This window comes from Amycolatopsis sp. H20-H5 (assembly GCF_035828755.1).
Classification (GTDB): Bacteria; Actinomycetota; Actinomycetes; order Mycobacteriales; family Pseudonocardiaceae; genus Amycolatopsis.
Window position 1 is genome coordinate 24,548 of sequence record NZ_JAYMZS010000082.1, and the last position, 18,709, is coordinate 43,256.

An 18,709-nucleotide genomic window follows, 5' to 3' on the forward strand; every position below is an offset into this window, starting at 1 on the left:
GCCTTCAGAGGCGCTTAGCCGTCTCGGGTGGTGAGGCGGGCGTAGGCGAGGGAGAGCGCGACCACGATGTAGCAGAGCGCGCGCAGTGCGCCCTGGTTGAGCTCCGTGAGGTCCAGCGGGTCCATCAGGACGCCGACCGGTGCGGAGGTCCAGTTCTTGTTGAGCAGGAACGGGTGCAGCCAGTCCACAGCGGACAGGAAGCCGAGGATGGTGAACACGATCGTCCCGGCCAGCACCGACGAGACCACCAGCATCGGGTGCTCGGTCCACGCCGAGATCGCCAGCGCCACCGCCCCGACCGCCCACAGCTGCAGGGTGACCCAGCAGGCCACAAGCAGGATCCGGCCCAGCGCGTCGGTCAGTGACAGCGTCGTGCCCGACAGCGTGAACAGCGAGTCGCTGCCGTTGATGATCAGCCCGGTCAGCACAGCCGTCAGCGTCATGGCGAACGTCGCCACCAGCGAAACCACCCCGACGCCGAACGCCTTGACCGCCAGCAGTCGTCCCCGGCTGACCGGCGCGACCAGCCAGCCGCGCAGGGTCCCGTGCGCGGCCTCGCCCGCGATCGCGTCCGCCCCGGCCATCGCCGAAGCGAGCGGGAGCAGCAGCGTGATGGTCAGGGTCAGTGCCGCGATCGGCAGCACGAAGGCGTTGCTCACCGCCGTCCCCAGCAGTGCGCCGCCGCCGCTGTCGTTACTCGGGCCGGTGTCGGCGTTCGAGTCCACCAGGGTCAGCCCGATCCCGATGACCACCGGGATCAGCGCCAGCATGGCGAGCACGATCAGCGTGCGCGGACGGCGGAAGATCCACCGCAGCTCGGCGGCGAACAGCCGGGGCAGGCCCACGGTGTCGTGCCCGGTCCTGGCGGCGGGTGCCGCGATCGCCTGTGTCATCACGCCACCTCTCCGTCCGTCGGGTTGGGACTGTCCGTTGTGGACGCGTCCGGTTGGGTCAGCCTGGCGAAGAGGTCTTCGAGGCCGGTGCGGGACCTGGTCGCCTCGTGCACGGCGACGCCGCCACGGACGAGGAGCTCCAGTACCGCGGGTGCGGTGGTCGTGGTGAGGTCCACGCGGATGCCGTTCGGAGTGAGCCGGGCGCCGATCCTGTTCTCCCGCAACGTCTCCACCGCGAGGTCGGCGTCCGGTGTGGACACCAGGAACCCGGCGTTGCCCGACTCCAGCAGCTCGGCCAGCTCGCCCTGCGCGACGACGTTGCCCGCCTGCAGCACGGCGACGTGCGTACAGGTCGCCTCGACCTCGGCCAGCAGGTGCGAGGACACGATCACCGTCGCGCCCTCGGCGTGCAGCTCGGCGATGATCCGGCGGATCTCACGGGTGCCCGCCGGGTCGAGGCCGTTGGTCGGCTCGTCCAGGATGACCATCTTGCGCGGCACCAGCAACGCGCTCGCCAGGCCAAGCCGCTGTTTCATCCCCAGCGAATAGCCCTTGTACCGCCGGTGCGCGGCGTCGGTCAGGCCGACGCGCGTCAGCGCCTTCTCGACCGCCACGGGAATGCCCGCGGAGGTCAGCCTCGGCTCGGCGGCGGCGACGCGCAGCAGGTTGTCCCTGCCGGAAAGGAAAGGGTGGAACCCCGGGCCCTCGACCAGCGCGCCGACGTCCGGCAGCGAGTGCCCCGCGCCCTCGGGCATCGGCCTGCCGAGCAGCTCGACCTCGCCCTCGGTCGGCCGGACCAGGCCGAGCAGCATCCGGATCGTGGTGGTCTTGCCGGAGCCGTTCGGCCCGAGCATGCCCAGCACCGCGCCCTCCGGCACGTCGAGGTCGACGTGGTCCACCGCGACCGTGCCGCGGTACACCTTGCGCAGCCCCCTGGTGCGCGCGGCGAGGGGGACGGACGGGGCGGCCACCTCCGAAGAGGTGGCCGCCCCAGCGACGGTGGTGGTCACTTCGTGCCCAGTGCCTCGAACAGCACCTGCTCGGGGACGGCGCCGGCGGCGAACCGGCCGTCGTCGGCGAGCACCGCGGTGCCGACCTTGGTGGTGATCAGGTAGCCGCTGCCCCAGGTGCCGCTGACCGGCTTGCCGATCTTGGCCAGGATGGCCTTCGGGTCGACGCCTCGACCGGGCTGGCCCTGCTCGCCCGAGGGCGCCTTGCCCGCCAGCAGATCCGCCGGGACCTTGCCGGTGAGCACGGTGTCCCAGCCGTCGCCGACGATCTTGACGTCCTTTTCGGCCGTCTGCTGGGCCTGGTCAAGGGTGCCCTGATCGAGCTGCGGCTGCTTCTCGGTCACCTTCGCGCCCTTCGGCGGGGTGAACTCGAAGAGACTCGCGGACTGCTGGGCGAACTGGATGTCGGTGAAGGTGACCTGCAGCGCGGGCTCGCTCGAGCCGTTGTTCATCACCGAAAGCCGCAGCGGGACCCGCTTCTCGGCGTCCACCGCGACGCGGATCTCACGCAGCAGCGTCCGCTCCGTCGGCTTCGGGGTGAAGACGACTTCGTACGCGGAGCGCCCGGCGACCTTCGCCGTGCCGTCGACGCTGACAGTGCTGCTCTCGCGGACCTTCGCCAGCAGCTCCTTGGCCGCGGCTGTCGGGTCGGTGACCTTGTCGCTGCCCGCGTCGGCCTTCTTGGCGACGTCGGCGGGGATGGTCGTCTTGGTCGCGGCGTTCGTCTGGGAGTTGTAGTCCCAGACCGTCGCGCCGTTGTGGACGACCGTCTCCTGGCTGCTGCCCTTGGACACGGTGAGCTTGCTCTTGCCGGCGCCGTCGCTGTAGATGTGCGCCGAATCCATGCTCAGCGGGTTGGCCCCGGGAACGATCTGGCCGATGCCCGGCAGGCCGAGGTTGTTGGTGACCTTGACGGTGCCGTCGAACGCGGGCTGCTGCGCCGTCACGGCCGACTGCGCCAGTTCCTCGGCGCTGATCTGCGGCAGCACCGGCGGCGCGTCCCCGGCCGACGCGGGCATCGCGATGACGGCGAGGCCGCCGATGCCGAGCGCGGTGCCCACCGCGGCGGCGGTGAGTGCCCTCTTCTTCGGATCCATGCTCATCTCCCTGCTTTCCCGGACTCGAGTGTGCCCGGTTCCCAGCGACGACGCTTCCCTCCCGAGGCTGAGATACCGCTGAGCTTCTGCCATGGCGGCTGAGATGGTGCTGAGAGCGCGCGCGTGAGTAGCGGAAACCGTGAATGATGAGACAGGTGAAACCTCGGGTGCTGGTGGTCGACGACGAGCTGGGTGTGCGTAAGGCGCTGCATCGCGGACTGCGCGCGGAGGGCATGGACGTGGTCACCGCCGGTGACGGGCCCAGCGGGCTGAAACTCGCCCGGACGGGTTCCTTCGATGTGGTGCTGCTCGACATCATGCTTCCGGGGCTGTCCGGTTACCGCGTGTTGCAGCACCTGCGGGCCGAGGGCGTGACGACGCCGGTGTTGCTGGTGTCGGCGAAGGACGGCGAGGTCGACCAAGCGGACGGCCTCGATCTGGGCGCCGACGGCTACCTGGTGAAGCCGTTTTCGTTCGTGGTGCTGGTCGCGCAGGTACGCGCGGTGCTGCGCCGGGCGGCTCCGGACAGCGCCCGCGGGCCGCTGCGGCTCGGCGCGCTCGAGGTCGACCGCGCGCTGCGACAGGTCCGCTGGGACGCCGCTGAAGTCGCGCTGAGTCCCCGCGAGTTCGCGCTGCTCGAGGTCCTCGTCGGCCGCGCGGGCACGGTCGTCACCAAGGACGAGCTGCTGCGCGCGGTGTGGGGCGACGAGCAAGCCGCGACGCGCAACGTCGTCGAGGTGTACGTCGGCTACGTGCGCCGCAAGCTCGAAGCCGTCGGCGCGGGCGCACTGCTGCGGACCGTGCGCGGGCACGGCTACCTGGCGTCCGACGCGCAGCTGGACGAGGTCATCACCCCGGCGGGCCGGGGGTGATCGGGTCGCCTTCGTGGTGGCGCCGCCGGTCCCTCCAGGTCCGGATCACCCTGCTGGGCGCGGCGGTAACCCTGGCCTGCCTGCTGGGGCTCGCCGCGCTCGCCGCGGGCAAGCTCGAGCCCCTGCTCATCGACTCCGTGGACGGCGACCTGACCACGGCCCTGCACTCGGCGAGCGCGGACGTGGCCACCGGACGGCCGCTCGCGGCGTCCGGCGTGACCGTGCGTGTGCTCGACACCGCGGGTAGTCCGCTCGACGGCAGCCCGCCTGCCCCGCTCGGGTCCGGTGACATCCGCGCGCTCAAGGCCGGTGAACCGGTGACCACCGGGCCGGAGCCGCGGTGGCGCTGGCTGGGGACGGTCGTCAGCACTCCGGACGGGCGGCAACGTCTGATCGTCGCCGGGACCGGGCTCGTCGGATTCACCGCCGCGGTGCACTTCGGCGGGGTCTGGCTGATCGTCGTCTCGCTGCTGGGCGCGTTCCTCGCGGGCCTCGCGACCTGGCTTGTCGTGCGATCGTCGCTACGCCCTGTAGCCAAGATGCGAGGCTTGGTGCGGGCGCTCCCGCCGGGGCAACGCTTGCCGCTGCCGGGCTCGCACGACGAGCTCCGCGCGCTCGCGGAGGAGTTCAACGCCCTGCTCGCGCGCCAGGAACAGGCCAGCGAACGCCTGCGCCGGTTCACCGGCGACGCCGCGCATGAGCTGCGGTCGCCGGTGGCGTCGATCCGGGTCCAGGCCGAGGTCGCCGTCACGAACCCGGACGCCGACCTCGCCCACGAAACGCTGGAGGACGTCCTCATCGAGGCCGTGCGGCTTTCGGCGTTGCTCGACGGCCTGCTCGCGCTCGCCAGGTCCGACGCGGGCGAGTTGCCGCCGCCCGAGCCCGTCGAGCTGGTGAGCGAGGTCCGTGACGCGGTCGCCAGAATGCCCGCGGGCTCGCCGGAGACCAGGGTGAGCGGGACGGTCGGCGAGGCATGGGCGCTCGCCACGCACGCCGAGGTCGAGCTGGTCCTCAGCAACCTGCTGCGCAACGCCTCCCGTTACGCGCGCGGCCAGATCGTGGTGTCGGTGCTCGGCTCGAAGTCGACCGTCCGGGTGGTGGTCGACGACGACGGCCCCGGTATCGCCCCGGAACACCGCGAGCGCGTTTTCGACCGTTTCTACCGGGTCGCCGACGACCGGGCCCGCTCGTCCGGCGGCACCGGCCTCGGGCTGGCGATGGTCGCGGAGGCCCTGCGGCGGCGCGGCGGGCGGGTTCAGGTCGGCGAGTCACCGGACGGTGGGGCGCGCTTCCAGGTGACCTGGCGGGCCGCGGGGTAGTTTCCTGTTTCGTGAACACCGTGATCGTCGGCGCCGCCATCGTGCGCGGCGGGGAACTGCTGGCCCAGCAACGCGATTGGCCCGCCGCCCACGCCGGGCAGTGGGAGCTGCCGGGCGGGCGCGTGGAGCCGGGGGAGTCCGAGCCGGAAGCGCTGCGCCGCGAGTGCCAGGAGGAGCTCGACGCGGACATCGAGGTGACTGACCGCGTCGGCGAGGATGTCGCTTTGCCAGGCGGGAAGGTGCTTCGCATCTACGCCGCTTCGCTTACTTCGGGCTCGGGAGAGCCTCGCGCGGTCGAGCACCGGGCGTTGCGGTGGCTTTCCGCCGAGGACCTCGACGAGGTCGACTGGCTGCCCGCGGACCGGATCCTGATCCCGGCCATGCGCGCCTGCATGAGGGGGAATCCGTTGCGGTGAACCCGGGCTGGTCTCGCTGCCCCGGCCGTCATGCGGTCCTAGCGTGCACCGCATGACGGAGGAATCCACGGCGCGACGGCGCGTGCTGGGCAGCGAACTGAGGGCGAGCCGGAAGGCGAGACGCTTCACCGGCAGCGAGCTGGCGCGGCGCGCCGACGTCCCGCAGAGCCAGGTTTCCCGCTGGGAGAACGGTTTCCGCGAGATGAGCACGATCGAGGCGGCCATCTACCTCGCCAGTTGCGGAACGATCGGCCCGGAACGCGACCGCTTGCTGGCGCTGACCAGGCCACCGAGCGACCTGTACTGGGTGCAACCGTACTTCGACCGGTTGGTCGACCCGATGAAGTCCCTGATCATCCAGGAGAACCTGGCCTCGTCGATCATCAAGTTCGAACCCGTCGTCATTCCCGGTCTCATCCAGATCGAACCGTATGCGCGGGCACTGTTCGAAGACGACGGGCGACACGCGTCGAATCGCATCGACTTCCTGGTCGCCGCCCGGCTGAATAGGCAGAAACTCCTGCATCGCAAGGAGCCGCCGCACTGCACTTTCTTCGTCCACGAACGCGCGCTGCGCTCGGTGGTGAACGGGCCGGAAACCATGCACGGGCAGGTGTTGCACCTGCTGCTGTGCGACAACCTGCCGCACTGCGCGGTCCGGGTCGTTCCCGAGTCCAGCCGGGTCCATCGCACCCTCGGCACCGCGTTCGCCATCATGGATTTCGCCGATCAGCCTGCGGTGGTGATGGCGGACTCCTACGCCGCGATGCTGTTCATCGATGATCGGGTCGCGGTTGATGCGTACAGCCTGCTCGCCGAGAGACTGGGAAGGGCAGCCTTGGGTGAGGCACAATCGCGGGAGATGCTCTCCCGGTTGGCGGGTGAGTACCAGCGCATGGAGGACTAGTGCCGTGACGGCCTTCGAGCGGACCTGGGTCAAGAGCAGCTACAGCAAGGGTGGCGAACACGACGACTGCGTCGAGATCGCCCTCGCCCCGCGGATCACGGCCATCCGCGACTCGAAGGCCCCGGCCGCCGGGCACCTCACCCTCGCCCACCCGGCCTGGTCTGCCCTCGTCACCACCCTCCGCGCGTAGTTCGACTGTCCCTGAAGGCCACCATGACGGCGTCTAACGCTGTGAAGGTGGCCTTCAGGGACCTTCCTCCTTGCAGGACCCGCGCGCCTCAGTTGCCGCCGATGAGGCGGAGCGCGGACGAGAGGCGGTGCTCGCCGCGCTCGGCCGCGCGGGCCGCGCCCGCCTTGCGGACGCGGTCCAGCTCGGCCGGGTCGGCGAGCAGGGCCACCGTGCCTTCGCGCACCGGGCGTAGTTCCTCGATCACCGCTTCGGCGACGGCCTCCTTCAAGGCGCCATAGGACGGGAAGTGCTCCGCCAGTACCTCCGGTTTGCCGCCGGTGCAGGCGGCGAGGATCTCCAGCAGGTTCGCCATCCCCGGCCTGGTCTCCGGCGAGAACACCGGCCTCGTGCCGCCGTCGGTGACCGCGCGGCGGATCTTGCGGCGGATCTGGTCGGGCTCGTCGAGCACGAACACCACCCCCACCTCGTCCCGCGCGGACTTCGACATCTTCCGCGTCGGGTCGGCCAGGTCCTTCACCCGCGCGCCGGACGGCGGCAGCACCGCCTTCGGCATGGTGAACACGTCGCCGTAAGTGCCGTTGAAGCGCTTCGCCAGCGCTCGCGCCAGCTCCACGTGCTGACGCTGGTCCTCGCCGACCGGCACTTCGCCCGCGCCCTGCAGCAGGATGTCGGCCGCCATCAGCACCGGATAGGTCAGCAGCGACAGTCGCACCCCGGCCTGGCCCTTGGATTTCTCCTTGAACTGGATCATCCTGGCGGCCTCGCCGTAGCTGCAGGTGCACTCCAGGATCCAGGTGAGCGCGCCCAGCTCCCTGGCGATGTCGGACTGCACGAACACCCGCTCCGGCGCGATCCCGGACGCGATCAGCATCGCGAGTTGCTCGGCCGCCAGCGATCGGAGTCTCGCCGGGTTGTGCGTGGTCGTCATGCCGTGCATGTCGGAGACGAAGTAGAGGTCCTCCGGCCCGCCCTCCGCGGCCCACCGCCGGATCGCGCCGAGGTGGTTTCCGAGCTGGATGTGACCCGACGGCGTGATACCGGACAGCCTGATCATGAAATATGCCTGCCTTCCTGGGGGTGGTCGCCCCGCGGGTGGTCCCGGCACACGAAAAAGGCCGCCCGTCGGGGCGGCCTCGGTGGGGTCTGCTGCGGCAGATCTTCGTCAGCGCAGGACCGGATGGGCCGCCGTGGACGGCCACCACTGGGTGCTCTGCGTGAACATGCGCCGAGCATACGTCACCCATTCCGGGCACTCAAGCCCAACACGGGCGACGTCGCGGGCGCAAAGACGGGTCAACGGCGCGACGCGGGTCTAGGTTCGAAGGATGTACGTCGTGCTGCTGAACTACACCGCACCCATCGAGGAAATCGACTACGTGCTGCCCGACCATGCCGAGTGGCTGGCCAAACAGTACGAAAACGGGCACTTCCTCGCCTCCGGTAAGCGCGAGGCCCGCATCGGCGGGGTGATCCTCACCCGCCCGATGCTGCGCGGGAAACTGGACGCGATCCTTGCCACCGACCCGTTCTCCGTGCGGCATCTCGCGCGGTACGAGGTGATCGAGTTCTCGCCGACCAAGACCGCGCCGGAGCTCCGGCTTGTCAACGAGGCCGTTACCACTCATTTCGGCGCGAGCTGAGTACAGGCGAATCAGGGAACCATTCTCCGGCGCTTTGTTCAGGCGGCGTCGGCCAATTTTGTCTTGGCTTTTTTCAGTGCCAGGACGGGGCATTTCTTGCACCGCGGCTTGGACCGGCAGCATTTCTTTTTGAGCTTGCCGGCCTTCATCAGCTTGCGGACGACCTCGGTGGGGTCGCGCGGCTGTTTCTTGCCCACTGAAGTGCTCCTCGGATACGGCTGCGCTGTCGCCCTACAGATTAGGTGAGCCTAACCGATGTGGGGCGTGGCGCTGCTCACAATCCGGCTACAGGTATCCTGGAAGGGACCGCGTGTGGCCAGAGTGGGCCGCGTGGTGCCTGGCGACTGTGTTCCCCACACTGCAGCGCGAGCACTGCGGTCAGCCAACTTGATCCTAGTCCCAGGAGTCTTCGCGTGCCCGCAGCAAGCGCCACCAGTGTCGAAACCGGCCGGTCGACGTCCGGTAAGACCCGGCCCGACCTGCGCAACGTCGCCATCGTCGCCCACGTCGACCACGGCAAGACCACCCTGGTCGACGCCATGCTCCGCCAGTCCGGCGCCTTCGCCGAGCGGGCCGAGCTGGTCGACCGCGTCATGGACTCCGGCGAGCTCGAGCGTGAAAAAGGCATCACGATCCTTGCCAAGAACACCTCGATCCACCGTCAGTTCCCCGACGGCCCGGTGACCATCAACGTTATCGACACCCCCGGCCACGCCGACTTCGGCGGTGAGGTCGAGCGCGGCCTCGCGATGGTCGACGGTGTCGTCCTGCTGGTCGACGCGAGTGAGGGTCCGCTGCCGCAGACCCGCTTCGTGCTGCGCAAGACCCTCGAGGCCGGCCTACCGGTCATCCTCGTGGTCAACAAGACCGACCGTCCCGACGCCCGGATCTCCGAGGTCGTCGAAGAGACCCACGACCTGCTGCTCGACCTGGCGGGTGACATCGAGAACGCTGACCTCGACGCCATCCTCGACCTGCCGGTCGTCTACGCCTCCGCGCGCGCCGGCAAGGCGAGCCTCGAGCAGCCCGCCGACGGGACGATCCCCGAGAGCGAAAACCTCGACCCGCTGTTCGACACCCTGATGCGCCACGTGCCGCCGCCCTTCGCGGACAAGGAAGGCCCGCTGCGCGCGCTGGTCACCAACCTCGACGCGTCGAACTTCCTCGGCCGCATCGCGCTGATCCGCATCCACTCCGGCAACCTGCGCAAGGGCCAGACGGTCGCGTGGATGCGCGAAGACGGCACGATCCAGAACGTCCGCATCTCCGAGCTGCTGGTCACCGAGGCGCTCACCCGCGTCCCGGCGACCGAGGCCAGTGCGGGCGAGCTCGTCGCCATCGCCGGTATCCCCGAAATCACCATCGGTGACACCCTCGCCGACGTCGAGAACCCCGAGGCCCTGCCCCGGATCCACGTCGACGAGCCCGCCATCTCGATGACCATCGGCGTCAACACCGGCCCGCTGGCCGGCCGTTCCGGCGGTGACAAGGTCACCGCGCGCCTGGTCAAGACCCGCCTGGACCAGGAGCTCATCGGTAACGTCAGCATCAAGGTGCTGCCGACCGAGCGCCCCGACACCTGGGAGGTCCAGGGCCGTGGCGAGCTGGCGCTGGCCATCCTCGTCGAGCAAATGCGCCGTGAAGGCTTCGAGCTGACCGTCGGCAAGCCGCAGGTGGTCACCAAGACCATCGACGGCAAGCTGCACGAGCCGTTCGAGCGCCTGTCGATCGACTCGCCGGAGGAGCACCTCGGCGGCATCACCCAGCTGCTCGCGGCGCGCAAGGGCCGCATGGAGCACATGGCGGGCCACGGCTCGGGCCGCATCAAGCTCGACTACGTCCTCCCGGCGCGTGGCCTCATCGGCTTCCGCACCGACTTCCTGACCGACACCCGCGGCACCGGCATCGCGAACCACGTGTTCGAGGGCTACTTCCCGTGGGCGGGCGAGATCCGCACCCGCCACTCGGGTTCCTTGGTCGCCGACCGGTCCGGCCCGATCACCGCGTACGCGATGATCCAGCTGGCCGACCGCGGCACGTTCTTCGTCGAGCCCGGCGCCGAGGTGTACGAGGGCATGGTCGTGGGCGAGAACCCGCGCGCCGAGGACCTCGACATCAACATCACCAAGGAGAAGAAGCTGACGAACATGCGTCAGTCCTCCGCCGACGTGATGGAGACGCTGGCCCGCCCGCGCAAGATGGGCCTGGAAGAGGCCCTCGAGTTCTGCTCGGTCGACGAGTGCGTCGAGGTCGCCCCGGACGTCGTCCGCATCCGCAAGGTGACGCTCGACATCGCCTCGCGCGCCAAGGAGCGCAACCGCAACAAGAACCGCAACGACGGCGCGAAGAGCTGACCCAGCTCTAACTCCCGAGTGTCATGAAAGGGTCTTTCCAGGCAATTTTTGCCCGGAAAGACCCTTTCATGACATCGAGGGGTGTCGGTTCCCGGCGCCGGTCACCGCGACCGAACCCGCGACCAGTGTCACCCGTGGCAGCCGCTTGGCCAGCGCCGCGCCCACTGTCGGCAGGAGCACCGTCGGCGCGGTCAGCATGAGCAGCCACAGCCCGGTGGTTTCGCGCGTGCCCGGCAGCAGGGGCGTGAGCAGCGGGACGACCGCCGTGATCGCCGCGGGCACGCCGAACACCGCGCGCCAGCCGAGCGTGTCCACCAGCAGTCCGCCGAGTGTCGGCCCGAACGCCAGGCCGACCCCGAGCACCGTGCCGAGCAGGCCGAACGCACGTGCCCTGGCCGTGCCGGAGAAGGTCACGGTGAGGATCGACCCGCCGGTGGCCGCGCCGATCCCGGCGAGCGCGCGCACGAGGTTGAGCACCACGACGTCGTCGATCAGCATGCTCGTGACGCCGCCCGCGCAGTACAGCGCGACTCCGGCCGCGAAGATCCGTCGCCTGCCGAGGACGTCGGCCAGCGAGCCGGTGACCACCAGGAAACTCGCGAAGCAGGCGTTGTAGCCGTTGACCACCAGTTGCGTCGCGGCGAGTCCGGCGTGCAGGTCCTTACCGATGTCCGGCAGGGCGATCGAGGCCCCGGTGATCGTCAGTGGGAAGGTGAAGACCGCCAGCAACTCGGTCATGAGGATCAAGGCACGCCGGGTCACCACCGCAACGCAGCGACGCCCGCCGGTCAGGGCGAAGGGTTTTGTCATCGGGGGAAGCGGGCCCACCGGGAACCCGGACGCCCTGCCGGACGTCCTCCTCTTGGCGGTACCTCAGCCGGTCGAGTTGGTTCCCCGCCGATGTGGGAATCTCGGAGACGCGGCCGGGAGGGACGTGGCAGCATGGCGACTCCGCTCGTCGGGGGCGAAGTCGGGGAACGTGGGAGGAACTGCGCGTGCGGGACAAACGCAAGGCGACGCTGATACTGGCGCTCGCGGCCGTCGTCCTCACTGCCTGCTCGAACACGCCGCCACCACCCGTGGTCGCCTCGCCCGTGGCCTCGACGTCGGCGACGCCGGTCAAGACGCCGTCCCAGATCGTCGTGGGCGTGGACGACGTGCTCGGCGGCTACAACCCGCACAACCTCGCGGACTCCTCGCAGGTCACCTCCGCGCTCTCCCAGCTGCTGCTGCCGTCCGTGTTCCGCCAGAAGGACGACGGGACGACCGAGCTCGACAAGAGCCTGATGAAGTCGGCCTCGGTGCTGTCGCAGCAGCCGTTCACGGTGGCCTACGACATCCGCCAGGAGGCCGCCTGGTCCGACGGCGCCCCGGTGGCCGCCGAGGACTTCGCGTATCTGCGCGAGGCGATGCGTGACCAGCCCGGCGTGATCGCGCCCGCCGGGTACCGGCTCATCTCCGACATCCAGTCCCGTGAGGGCGGCAAGCGTGTCGAGGTGACCTTCTCCACGCCGTACCCGGGCTGGCAGACGTTGTTCTCCGACCTGCTGCCCGCCCATCTGCTCAAGGACGCGCCCGACGGCTGGAAGGGCGCGCTCGCGACGGCCTTCCCGGCGGTGGCGGGGCCGTTCTCCATCAAGTCGCTCGACCAGGCCCGCGGCGAGATCGTCCTGGAGCGCAACGAGCGCTACTGGGACAAGGTCGCCGCGGTCGACAGGGTGATCCTGCGCCGGGCCGACCAGCAGAGCCTGGTGACGGCGTTGCGCAGCGGGAACGACCAGTTCGCGCTGACCAGGACCGACGCCAACGGGCTCGGGCAGCTCGCCGCGCTCGGCACCGCCGTCCAGCTGCACACCGTCGCCCGGCCGATGGTCGCCGACGTACTGCTCCGGCCGGTCAGCCCGGCGCTGGCCGACCCGCAGGTCCGCGCCGGGATCGTCGCCCTGCTCGACCGGCCAAAGCTGATCACCGGCGGCGTGGCTGGCGGCCCGTCGGCCACGCTGCACGCGGACTCCCAGGTGCGTGCGCCCTCAGTGACCGGCTACGCGCCGACGATCCCGTCCGCGGGGCCACCGTCGGCGCCGGACCCGGCGAAGGCCGAGCAGCTGCTCAAGGCCGCCGGGTACAGCAAGGACGCGGGTACCTGGCGCAAGAACGGCAAGACCCTTTCGCTCGTGGTCGCCTCGCCGGGCAAGCAGGAGCCGTACGCGACCATCGCCAAGGAGCTCACCCGTCAGCTCATCGCGGCCGGGATCGAGGTCAACGCGATCACGCCGCAGCCGCGGGACCTGTTCGGCACTCAGCTGGCGATGCCGGTGCTCGACGGCCAGGCGCAGAGCACCCCCGACACCGCGGGCACCGTGGGTGTCGACATCGCGGTCGTGCCGCAGGCGACCGGGGGCGACCTGCCGTCGGTACTCGCGTCCACTTTCGGCTGCCGGCCGGGCCAGCCGACCACGGACAAGACCAAACCGGTGATTCCCGCGAACGCCGCCGGGTTCTGTGACGCGAGCCTTCAGTCCACGATCGACTCGACGCTGACCGGGGCCACGCCGATTGCCGAGGCGCTCTCCACCCTGGAACCGGAATTGTGGCGGCAGAACGTGGTCATTCCGTTGTTCCAGCTCGCGGATACCCTCGCGATCGGCTCGGGCATTTCCGGGGTAACCGCAGGTCCCCCCATGGTGGGCCCGTTCGGGTCGGCCGTGAACTGGACCCGCGGCCCCAAGTAGCCGTATTGAAACCATCTCAGCGTTCCGGGTCGATCCGGAACGCGCGAACGGGTGGTTTGATTCCAGCTGGTAATCGATTGATTTCTTAATGTCATCCACTAGAAGTCTGCTTGAAGTCACCCTTTGGTCACGATCGACCTCGAAGTGGTGACTGTTCGTACTTTTCCTTTCTAGCGTCTGCCCCCAGTGCGCCAATTGAGTGTCGCTTGGCGTGTCATAGGCTCCGGACCATCTACCGGAGCGGTGTGGGCCCCTGTTCGGATGTCAGGGGACCAGTGCTAGGAGGGCACAGTTCATGAGGAGATCCAAAGCAGTCTCCGCCTGGTCGCTGGCCGCAGCCGCGGCGCTTCTGCTGAGTGCTTGCAGCGGTGGCGGTAGCGACAGCGGAAGCACCGACCAGAACGGCTCATCGACCGACGTCAAGAGCATGGCGGTCGGCAAAGCGGAGAACGGCGACAACTTCAAGCTCGCGGACACCCCGGGGTTTGACAAGACCATCACCGTCGGCATCGATGACGGCTACTCGGCGTACAACAACCAGACCGCCGACAGCAACACGATCTACAACAACTTCATCTTGACCTCGGTGCTCTCCGGCACGTTGAAGCTCGACGGCAACAACAAGGTGCTGCTCAACAACGACGTGTTCGACTCCTGGACGGTCACCTCCAAGGAGCCGCAGGTCGTCGAGTACAAGATCAAGCCGAACGTCAAGTGGTCGGACGGCGCCGCCTACGACTGCAAGGACCTGTACCTGGCCTGGCTGTCGCAGAGTGCCAAGGCGAAGGACGCGGACGGCAAGGACCCGTTCAACCCCGCGTCGTCCACCGGGTACTCGCTGATCGACAAGGCCGAGTGCAAGGACAACCTGACCTTCACCACCACCTACAGCGCCCCGTACCTCGACTACAAGGGCCTGTTCAACGCCCCGGCGATCATGCCGGCGCACATCCTCGAGGCCAAGACGGGCATCGCGGACATCACCAAGGTCGCCCCGACCGGCGACCCGGCCGTCGTCAAGAAGGCCGGTGACTTCTGGCAGACCGCTTGGAAGGGCTTCAAGGCGGACATCATGCCGTCGTCGGGCCCCTACAAGATCACGGCCTTCGACGCCAACCAGAAGGCCGTCACCCTGGAGAAGAACCCGCTGTGGATCGGCGGCAAGGGTGGCCCCTCGAAGCTGATCGTCAAGGCCATGGAAGACACCAAGGCGATGGCGACCGCGCTGCAGAACGGCGAGATCGACGTGGCCGGGTCGACCCAGCCGGACGCCACCGCGGCGGGCACGCTGAAGAGCCTCGCGGCTCAGGGCGTCACCTACGGTTCGGCTCCCGAGCTGAGCTACGAGCACATCGACCTCAACTACGCGCGCATGTTCAAGGACAAGGACCTGCGCAAGGCCGTGTTCGAGGGCATCAACCGCACGGAGATCACGGACAAGCTGCTGAAGGACGTCCAGTCGGACGTCCAGCCGGACAACAGCATCGTTTTCTTCCAGGGCGAGCAGGGCTACCAGGACCTGTACAGCAACAAGGCCGGTCTCGGCGCCGAGGCCGCGGGCAAGACGCTGTCCGGCGCCGGCTGGGTCAAGGGTGGCGACGGCATCTACGCGAAGAACGGTCAGCGTGCGTCCTTCAAGATCACGCACAACCAGAACGCGCGTCGCAGCCAGACCGTCGAGATCGTGATCTCGCAGCTCAAGCTCGCGGGCATCGAGGCCAAGGACGAGACCGACGCGAACTTCCTCAAGGGTGGCCGCGTCAGCACTGGTGACTGGGACGCCTGCCTCTTCGGCTGGAGTGCTCAGCCGTTCAAGGCGGAGTCGCGTGCCATCTACATCAGCAAGTCGGCCGGCGGCAGCCAGAACTACCAGGGCCTGGCCGACCCGGCGATCGACGCGGCCTACAACAAGGCCGTGACGACCACTGACGAGGCCGTGCAGCGGCAGTCGTACCAGGACGCCGACAAGGCGATCTCGGAGCAGTACGCGACGCTGCCGATTTTCCAGACCCCGTCCATGTGGGCGTTCAAGGGCATCGACAAGGTCTACCAGACCTCGTACGACGGTGTGCTGTGGAACGTCGGCGAGTGGGAGCAGAAGAAGTAGGCTCTCGAGCCGATCTCTTCCGTTCTCCGAAAGACAATCCTGGTGAAGTCGGGGGCGGGGCCACAAGCCCCGCTCCCGGCTTCAGCCGGAAGTAGCTGTTGACCGTAGGGTCACCCCCGTTACGGTAGACAACCGGGCGAGGGTCAGAGCAGTTGGCCGGACCAGGCCCGGATGAGGAGCAGTTCGTTGTGAACCTGGTGATCTACGTCCTTCGCCGTCTGGCGATTTCCATTCCCGTCCTGCTGGTCGGGACCTTTTTGTGTTTCGTGATGGTGGCAGGCACCGGTGATCCACTCGGTGAGCTGCGCAGCAACCCGAACATCAGCGCGGCCGCGCTCGCGCAGACCGCGCACCAGCTCGGCCTCGACCAGAACATCGTCACGCGCTACTTCACCTGGCTCGGGCACTTCCTGAGCGGTGACTGGGGCATTTCCATCGCACAGGGCAACGCGCTCGCGCCGGTGGCGCCGAAGGTCATCGCCGCGTTCGGCGTGACCTTCAAGCTCGTCGTCGGCGCCGAGATCCTCGCGCTGGTCATCGGCGTCCTGGTCGGCGTGCTCGCCGCGGTGCGGCAGTACAGCGTGATCGACTACCTCGCGACCACCCTCGCCTTCCTGCTGTTCTCGATGCCGATCTTCTGCGTCGCGATCGTGCTGAAGAACTACGCGATCGAGGTCAACGGCTGGGTGCGAGATCTGGGCCTCACCGACATCCTCGGCAATCCCTGGCTGAGAACGACAAGTCCCGAGTCGTTGAAATACGACGGTGGTATAGGCGGCTTCCTGGCCACCTATGTCGGCGCTTATCTGCTGCCGACCCTGTCGATCATGGCGATCAGCTTCGCGGCTTACAGCCGGTTCCAGCGCGCTTCGATGCTGGAGACGCTGGGCTCCGACTACGTCCGCACCGCCCGCGCCAAGGGCCTGTCCGGCTCGCGGGTGGTCTTCCGCCACGCGTTCCGCAACGCCCTCATCCCGGTCAGCACCCTGTTCTCGGTCAACTTCGGCTCCGTCCTCGGCGGCGCGATCATCACCGAGACGGTGTTCAACTGGCACGGCATGGGCACGCTGCTCGTCGAAGCGGTGACCAAGAACGACACCCAGGTGATGATGGGCTGGCTCGTGGTCATCGCCAGCACTGTGATCGTTGCCAACCTGATCGCCGACCTGATTTACGGCATCCTGGACCCGAGGATTCGCGTTGGCTGACTTGAACTCCCTGCTCGCCGCCGGTGACTCCGCCGTCGCGGCCGAAGGAACCCTGCCCCCGGAGGCACTGCCCGAACCCCGCAGCCAGGGCAAGCTGGTACTGCGGAAGTTCCTGCGGCACAAGCTGGCGATGGCCTCCACCGCCGTGCTCGTCCTCCTCGTCCTCCTCGTGCTGATCATGCCGCTGTTCTGGCCGCACAACTACGAGGACAGCTCGTTCAAATCGTTCGCCGCACCGAGCGGCAGTTTCCCGCTCGGGACCACCCAGGTCGGCAAGGACATGGTGTCGCAGATCCTGCGCGGCACGCAGTTCTCGCTGCTGATCGCGCTCACGGTGTCGATCCTCGCCACCGCGGTCGGCGTGATCTTCGGCGCGATCGCCGGCTACCTGCGCGGGATCTCCGACTCGGTGATCTCGCGGGTGACGGACCTGTTCCTGATCGTCCCGCAGGTCGCCGCGGCGGCCATCCTCGCCAAGGTGTTCGGCGGTGGTAGCTGGTACATCGTCGCGCTCGTGCTCGCCGCGTTCGCGTGGATGCAGATCGCCCGTATCACCAGGGCCGAGGCCATGTCGTTGTCCCAGCGCGAATTCGTGGACGCGGCGAGGGCCTCGGGTGCCGGCACCTTCCGGATCATCTTCAAGCACCTGATCCCGAACATGGTCGGCAGCATCACGGTCAACGCGACCCTCGCGGTCGCGCAGGCCGTGCTCGCCGAGGCCGCGCTGTCCTTCATCGGACTGGGCGTCCAGCTCCCGGACACCTCGCTCGGCCGGGTCATCCTGGAGAACTTCGCCCAGCTGCAGATCCGGCCGGCGCTGTTCTTCGGCCCGTTCATCGTGCTCGTGCTGATTTCGCTGACGATCAACTTCATCGGTGACGGTCTTCGCGATGCCTTCGACCCGCGTCAGCGGAGAATGAAGGCTTGAGTTTCCCCCGGCGGGTGATCGGCACAGTGCCGATCATCCGCCGGTCTTCGCGAGGCTGCCTCCCTGGGACTGAGGGGCCTCACATGAACGTGCTCATTTATGTGCTCAGACGGTTGGCGATCTCGATTCCCGTCCTGCTGGTGGGCACTTTTTTGTGTTTCCTGATGGTCTCCGCGACCGGCGACCCGCTCACCGAGCTCCGTGGCCGCCCCGGGGTCAACCAGGCTTCGATCGACGCCACCGCGCATCAGCTGGGTCTCGACCAGGGCCTCGTGCCGCGGTACTTCACCTGGCTCGGGCACTTCCTCACCGGCGACTGGGGCATCTCGATCGCCCAGGGCAACGCATTCGCGCCGGTGGCGCCGAAGGTGCTCTCAGCGTTCAGCGTCACCTTCAACCTCGTCATCGGGGCGTCCGTGCTGGCGTTCGTGCTCGGCGTCCTGGTGGGCGTGGTGGCGGCCGTGCGGCAGTACTCAGTGCTCGACTACGTGGCGACAGCGCTGGCTTTCCTGCTGTTCTCGATGCCGATCTTCTGCGTCGCGATCGTGCTGAAGCAGTACGCCATCGAGGTCAACGGCTTGGTGCGCGACCTCGGCCTCGCCGACGTGCTCGGCGACCCGTGGCTGCGCACGACGAGCCCCGAGAACCTCAAGTCAACCGGTCTCGGTGACCTGCTGGCCCGCTACGTCGGCGCGTATCTGCTGCCGACGTTGTCCATCATGGCCATCAGTTTCGCGGCGTACAGCCGTTTTCAGCGCGCTTCGATGCTCGAGGTGCTGGGCTCCGACTACGTCCGCACCGCCCGCGCCAAGGGCCTGTCCGGCTCGCGGGTGATCTGGCGGCACGCGTTCCGCAACGCCCTGATCCCGGTGAGCACCCTGTTCTCGGTGAACTTCGGCGCGGTGCTCGGCGGCGCGATCATCACCGAGACGGTGTTCAACTGGCACGGCATGGGCACGCTGCTCGTCGAGGCCGTGAACAAGAACGACCCGCAGGTCCTGATGGGCTGGCTGGTCGTGATCGCGCTGACGGTGAT

General features: G+C 68.4%; 18 protein-coding genes. 12 read left to right on the forward strand and 6 right to left on the reverse strand.

The features are described from left to right. Window positions 1–14 precede the first annotated feature (14 nt). Genes QMK34_RS33180 through QMK34_RS33190 form a run of 3 tightly spaced genes read right to left on the reverse strand, consistent with a single transcriptional unit; the run spans window position 15 to window position 3,000 of the window. On the reverse strand, window positions 15–893 hold the full coding sequence (locus tag QMK34_RS33180) for an ABC transporter permease (RefSeq protein ID WP_326418615.1): 879 nt from the start codon (window positions 891–893) through the stop codon (window positions 15–17). Next, a complete protein-coding gene (locus tag QMK34_RS33185; RefSeq protein WP_326418616.1) occupies window positions 893–1,903 on the reverse strand; it encodes an ABC transporter ATP-binding protein in 1,011 nt (336 codons plus the stop codon). The genes QMK34_RS33180 and QMK34_RS33185 overlap by 1 nt, the downstream gene beginning before the upstream one ends. Continuing rightward, window positions 1,900–3,000 (reverse strand): LolA family protein, encoded by a 1,101-nt coding sequence (locus tag QMK34_RS33190; RefSeq protein WP_326418617.1) that lies wholly within the window; start codon window positions 2,998–3,000, stop codon window positions 1,900–1,902. The genes QMK34_RS33185 and QMK34_RS33190 overlap by 4 nt, the downstream gene beginning before the upstream one ends. A gap of 143 nt (window positions 3,001–3,143) precedes the next feature. On the opposite strand from QMK34_RS33190, the gene QMK34_RS33195 reads away from it, so the two are divergent. The 5 genes from QMK34_RS33195 to QMK34_RS33215 are packed head-to-tail and all read left to right on the forward strand — an operon-like array spanning window position 3,144 to window position 6,704. Further along, on the forward strand, window positions 3,144–3,872 hold the full coding sequence (locus QMK34_RS33195; protein WP_326418618.1) for a response regulator transcription factor: 729 nt from the start codon (window positions 3,144–3,146) through the stop codon (window positions 3,870–3,872). Continuing rightward, on the forward strand, window positions 3,869–5,191 hold the full coding sequence (locus QMK34_RS33200) for an ATP-binding protein (RefSeq protein ID WP_326418619.1): 1,323 nt from the start codon (window positions 3,869–3,871) through the stop codon (window positions 5,189–5,191). Before QMK34_RS33195 ends, QMK34_RS33200 begins: the two co-directional genes overlap by 4 nt. A gap of 11 nt (window positions 5,192–5,202) precedes the next feature. Next, on the forward strand, window positions 5,203–5,607 hold the full coding sequence (locus QMK34_RS33205) for a (deoxy)nucleoside triphosphate pyrophosphohydrolase (RefSeq protein ID WP_326418620.1): 405 nt from the start codon (window positions 5,203–5,205) through the stop codon (window positions 5,605–5,607). Between the two features lie 52 nt (window positions 5,608–5,659). Then, window positions 5,660–6,514, forward strand: coding sequence for a helix-turn-helix domain-containing protein (locus QMK34_RS33210; RefSeq protein ID WP_326418621.1), 855 nt, complete (start codon window positions 5,660–5,662; stop codon window positions 6,512–6,514). A 4-nt stretch (window positions 6,515–6,518) separates the two neighbouring features. After that, window positions 6,519–6,704: a DUF397 domain-containing protein gene (locus QMK34_RS33215; protein ID WP_326418622.1), complete on the forward strand. Its 186-nt coding sequence runs from the start codon at window positions 6,519–6,521 to the stop codon at window positions 6,702–6,704. An 88-nt stretch (window positions 6,705–6,792) separates the two neighbouring features. Here QMK34_RS33215 and trpS read toward each other — a convergent pair whose 3' ends face one another. After that, entirely contained in the window at window positions 6,793–7,758 is a 966-nt protein-coding gene (trpS, locus tag QMK34_RS33220; RefSeq protein ID WP_326418624.1) for a tryptophan--tRNA ligase, read from the reverse strand. Between the two features lie 271 nt (window positions 7,759–8,029). On the opposite strand from trpS, the gene QMK34_RS33225 reads away from it, so the two are divergent. Further along, window positions 8,030–8,344: a YciI family protein gene (locus tag QMK34_RS33225; RefSeq protein WP_326418625.1), complete on the forward strand. Its 315-nt coding sequence runs from the start codon at window positions 8,030–8,032 to the stop codon at window positions 8,342–8,344. Between the two features lie 38 nt (window positions 8,345–8,382). Here QMK34_RS33225 and QMK34_RS33230 read toward each other — a convergent pair whose 3' ends face one another. Continuing rightward, window positions 8,383–8,541, reverse strand: coding sequence for a hypothetical protein (locus QMK34_RS33230; protein ID WP_326418627.1), 159 nt, complete (start codon window positions 8,539–8,541; stop codon window positions 8,383–8,385). 216 nt (window positions 8,542–8,757) lie between these two features. Here QMK34_RS33230 and typA point away from each other — a divergent pair, with 216 nt between their 5' ends. After that, the gene (typA, locus tag QMK34_RS33235; protein WP_326418628.1) at window positions 8,758–10,698 is read left to right on the forward strand and encodes a translational GTPase TypA; all 1,941 of its coding nucleotides are present in this window, start codon (window positions 8,758–8,760) and stop codon (window positions 10,696–10,698) included. Window positions 10,699–10,764: 66 nt separating this feature from the next. Here typA and QMK34_RS33240 read toward each other — a convergent pair whose 3' ends face one another. After that, complete coding sequence (locus tag QMK34_RS33240) at window positions 10,765–11,436, reverse strand: MFS transporter (RefSeq protein ID WP_326418629.1); 672 nt, start codon at window positions 11,434–11,436, stop codon at window positions 10,765–10,767. Window positions 11,437–11,693: 257 nt separating this feature from the next. Here QMK34_RS33240 and QMK34_RS33245 point away from each other — a divergent pair, with 257 nt between their 5' ends. The 5 genes from QMK34_RS33245 to QMK34_RS33265 all read left to right on the forward strand — a co-directional run. After that, window positions 11,694–13,430 carry an ABC transporter family substrate-binding protein gene (locus QMK34_RS33245; RefSeq protein ID WP_326418631.1) on the forward strand — a complete coding sequence of 579 codons (1,737 nt, stop codon included), beginning with the start codon at window positions 11,694–11,696 and terminating at the stop codon, window positions 13,428–13,430. A gap of 295 nt (window positions 13,431–13,725) precedes the next feature. Continuing rightward, on the forward strand, window positions 13,726–15,537 hold the full coding sequence (locus QMK34_RS33250; protein WP_326418632.1) for an ABC transporter family substrate-binding protein: 1,812 nt from the start codon (window positions 13,726–13,728) through the stop codon (window positions 15,535–15,537). A gap of 188 nt (window positions 15,538–15,725) precedes the next feature. Further along, entirely contained in the window at window positions 15,726–16,745 is a 1,020-nt protein-coding gene (locus tag QMK34_RS33255) for an ABC transporter permease (RefSeq protein ID WP_326418634.1), read from the forward strand. After that, window positions 16,738–17,673 (forward strand): ABC transporter permease, encoded by a 936-nt coding sequence (locus tag QMK34_RS33260; RefSeq protein ID WP_442785265.1) that lies wholly within the window; start codon window positions 16,738–16,740, stop codon window positions 17,671–17,673. The genes QMK34_RS33255 and QMK34_RS33260 overlap by 8 nt, the downstream gene beginning before the upstream one ends. An 83-nt stretch (window positions 17,674–17,756) precedes the next feature. Further along, window positions 17,757–18,709, forward strand: a 953-nt coding sequence (locus QMK34_RS33265; protein ID WP_326418635.1) for an ABC transporter permease, incomplete at its 3' end; no start/stop codon positions are given.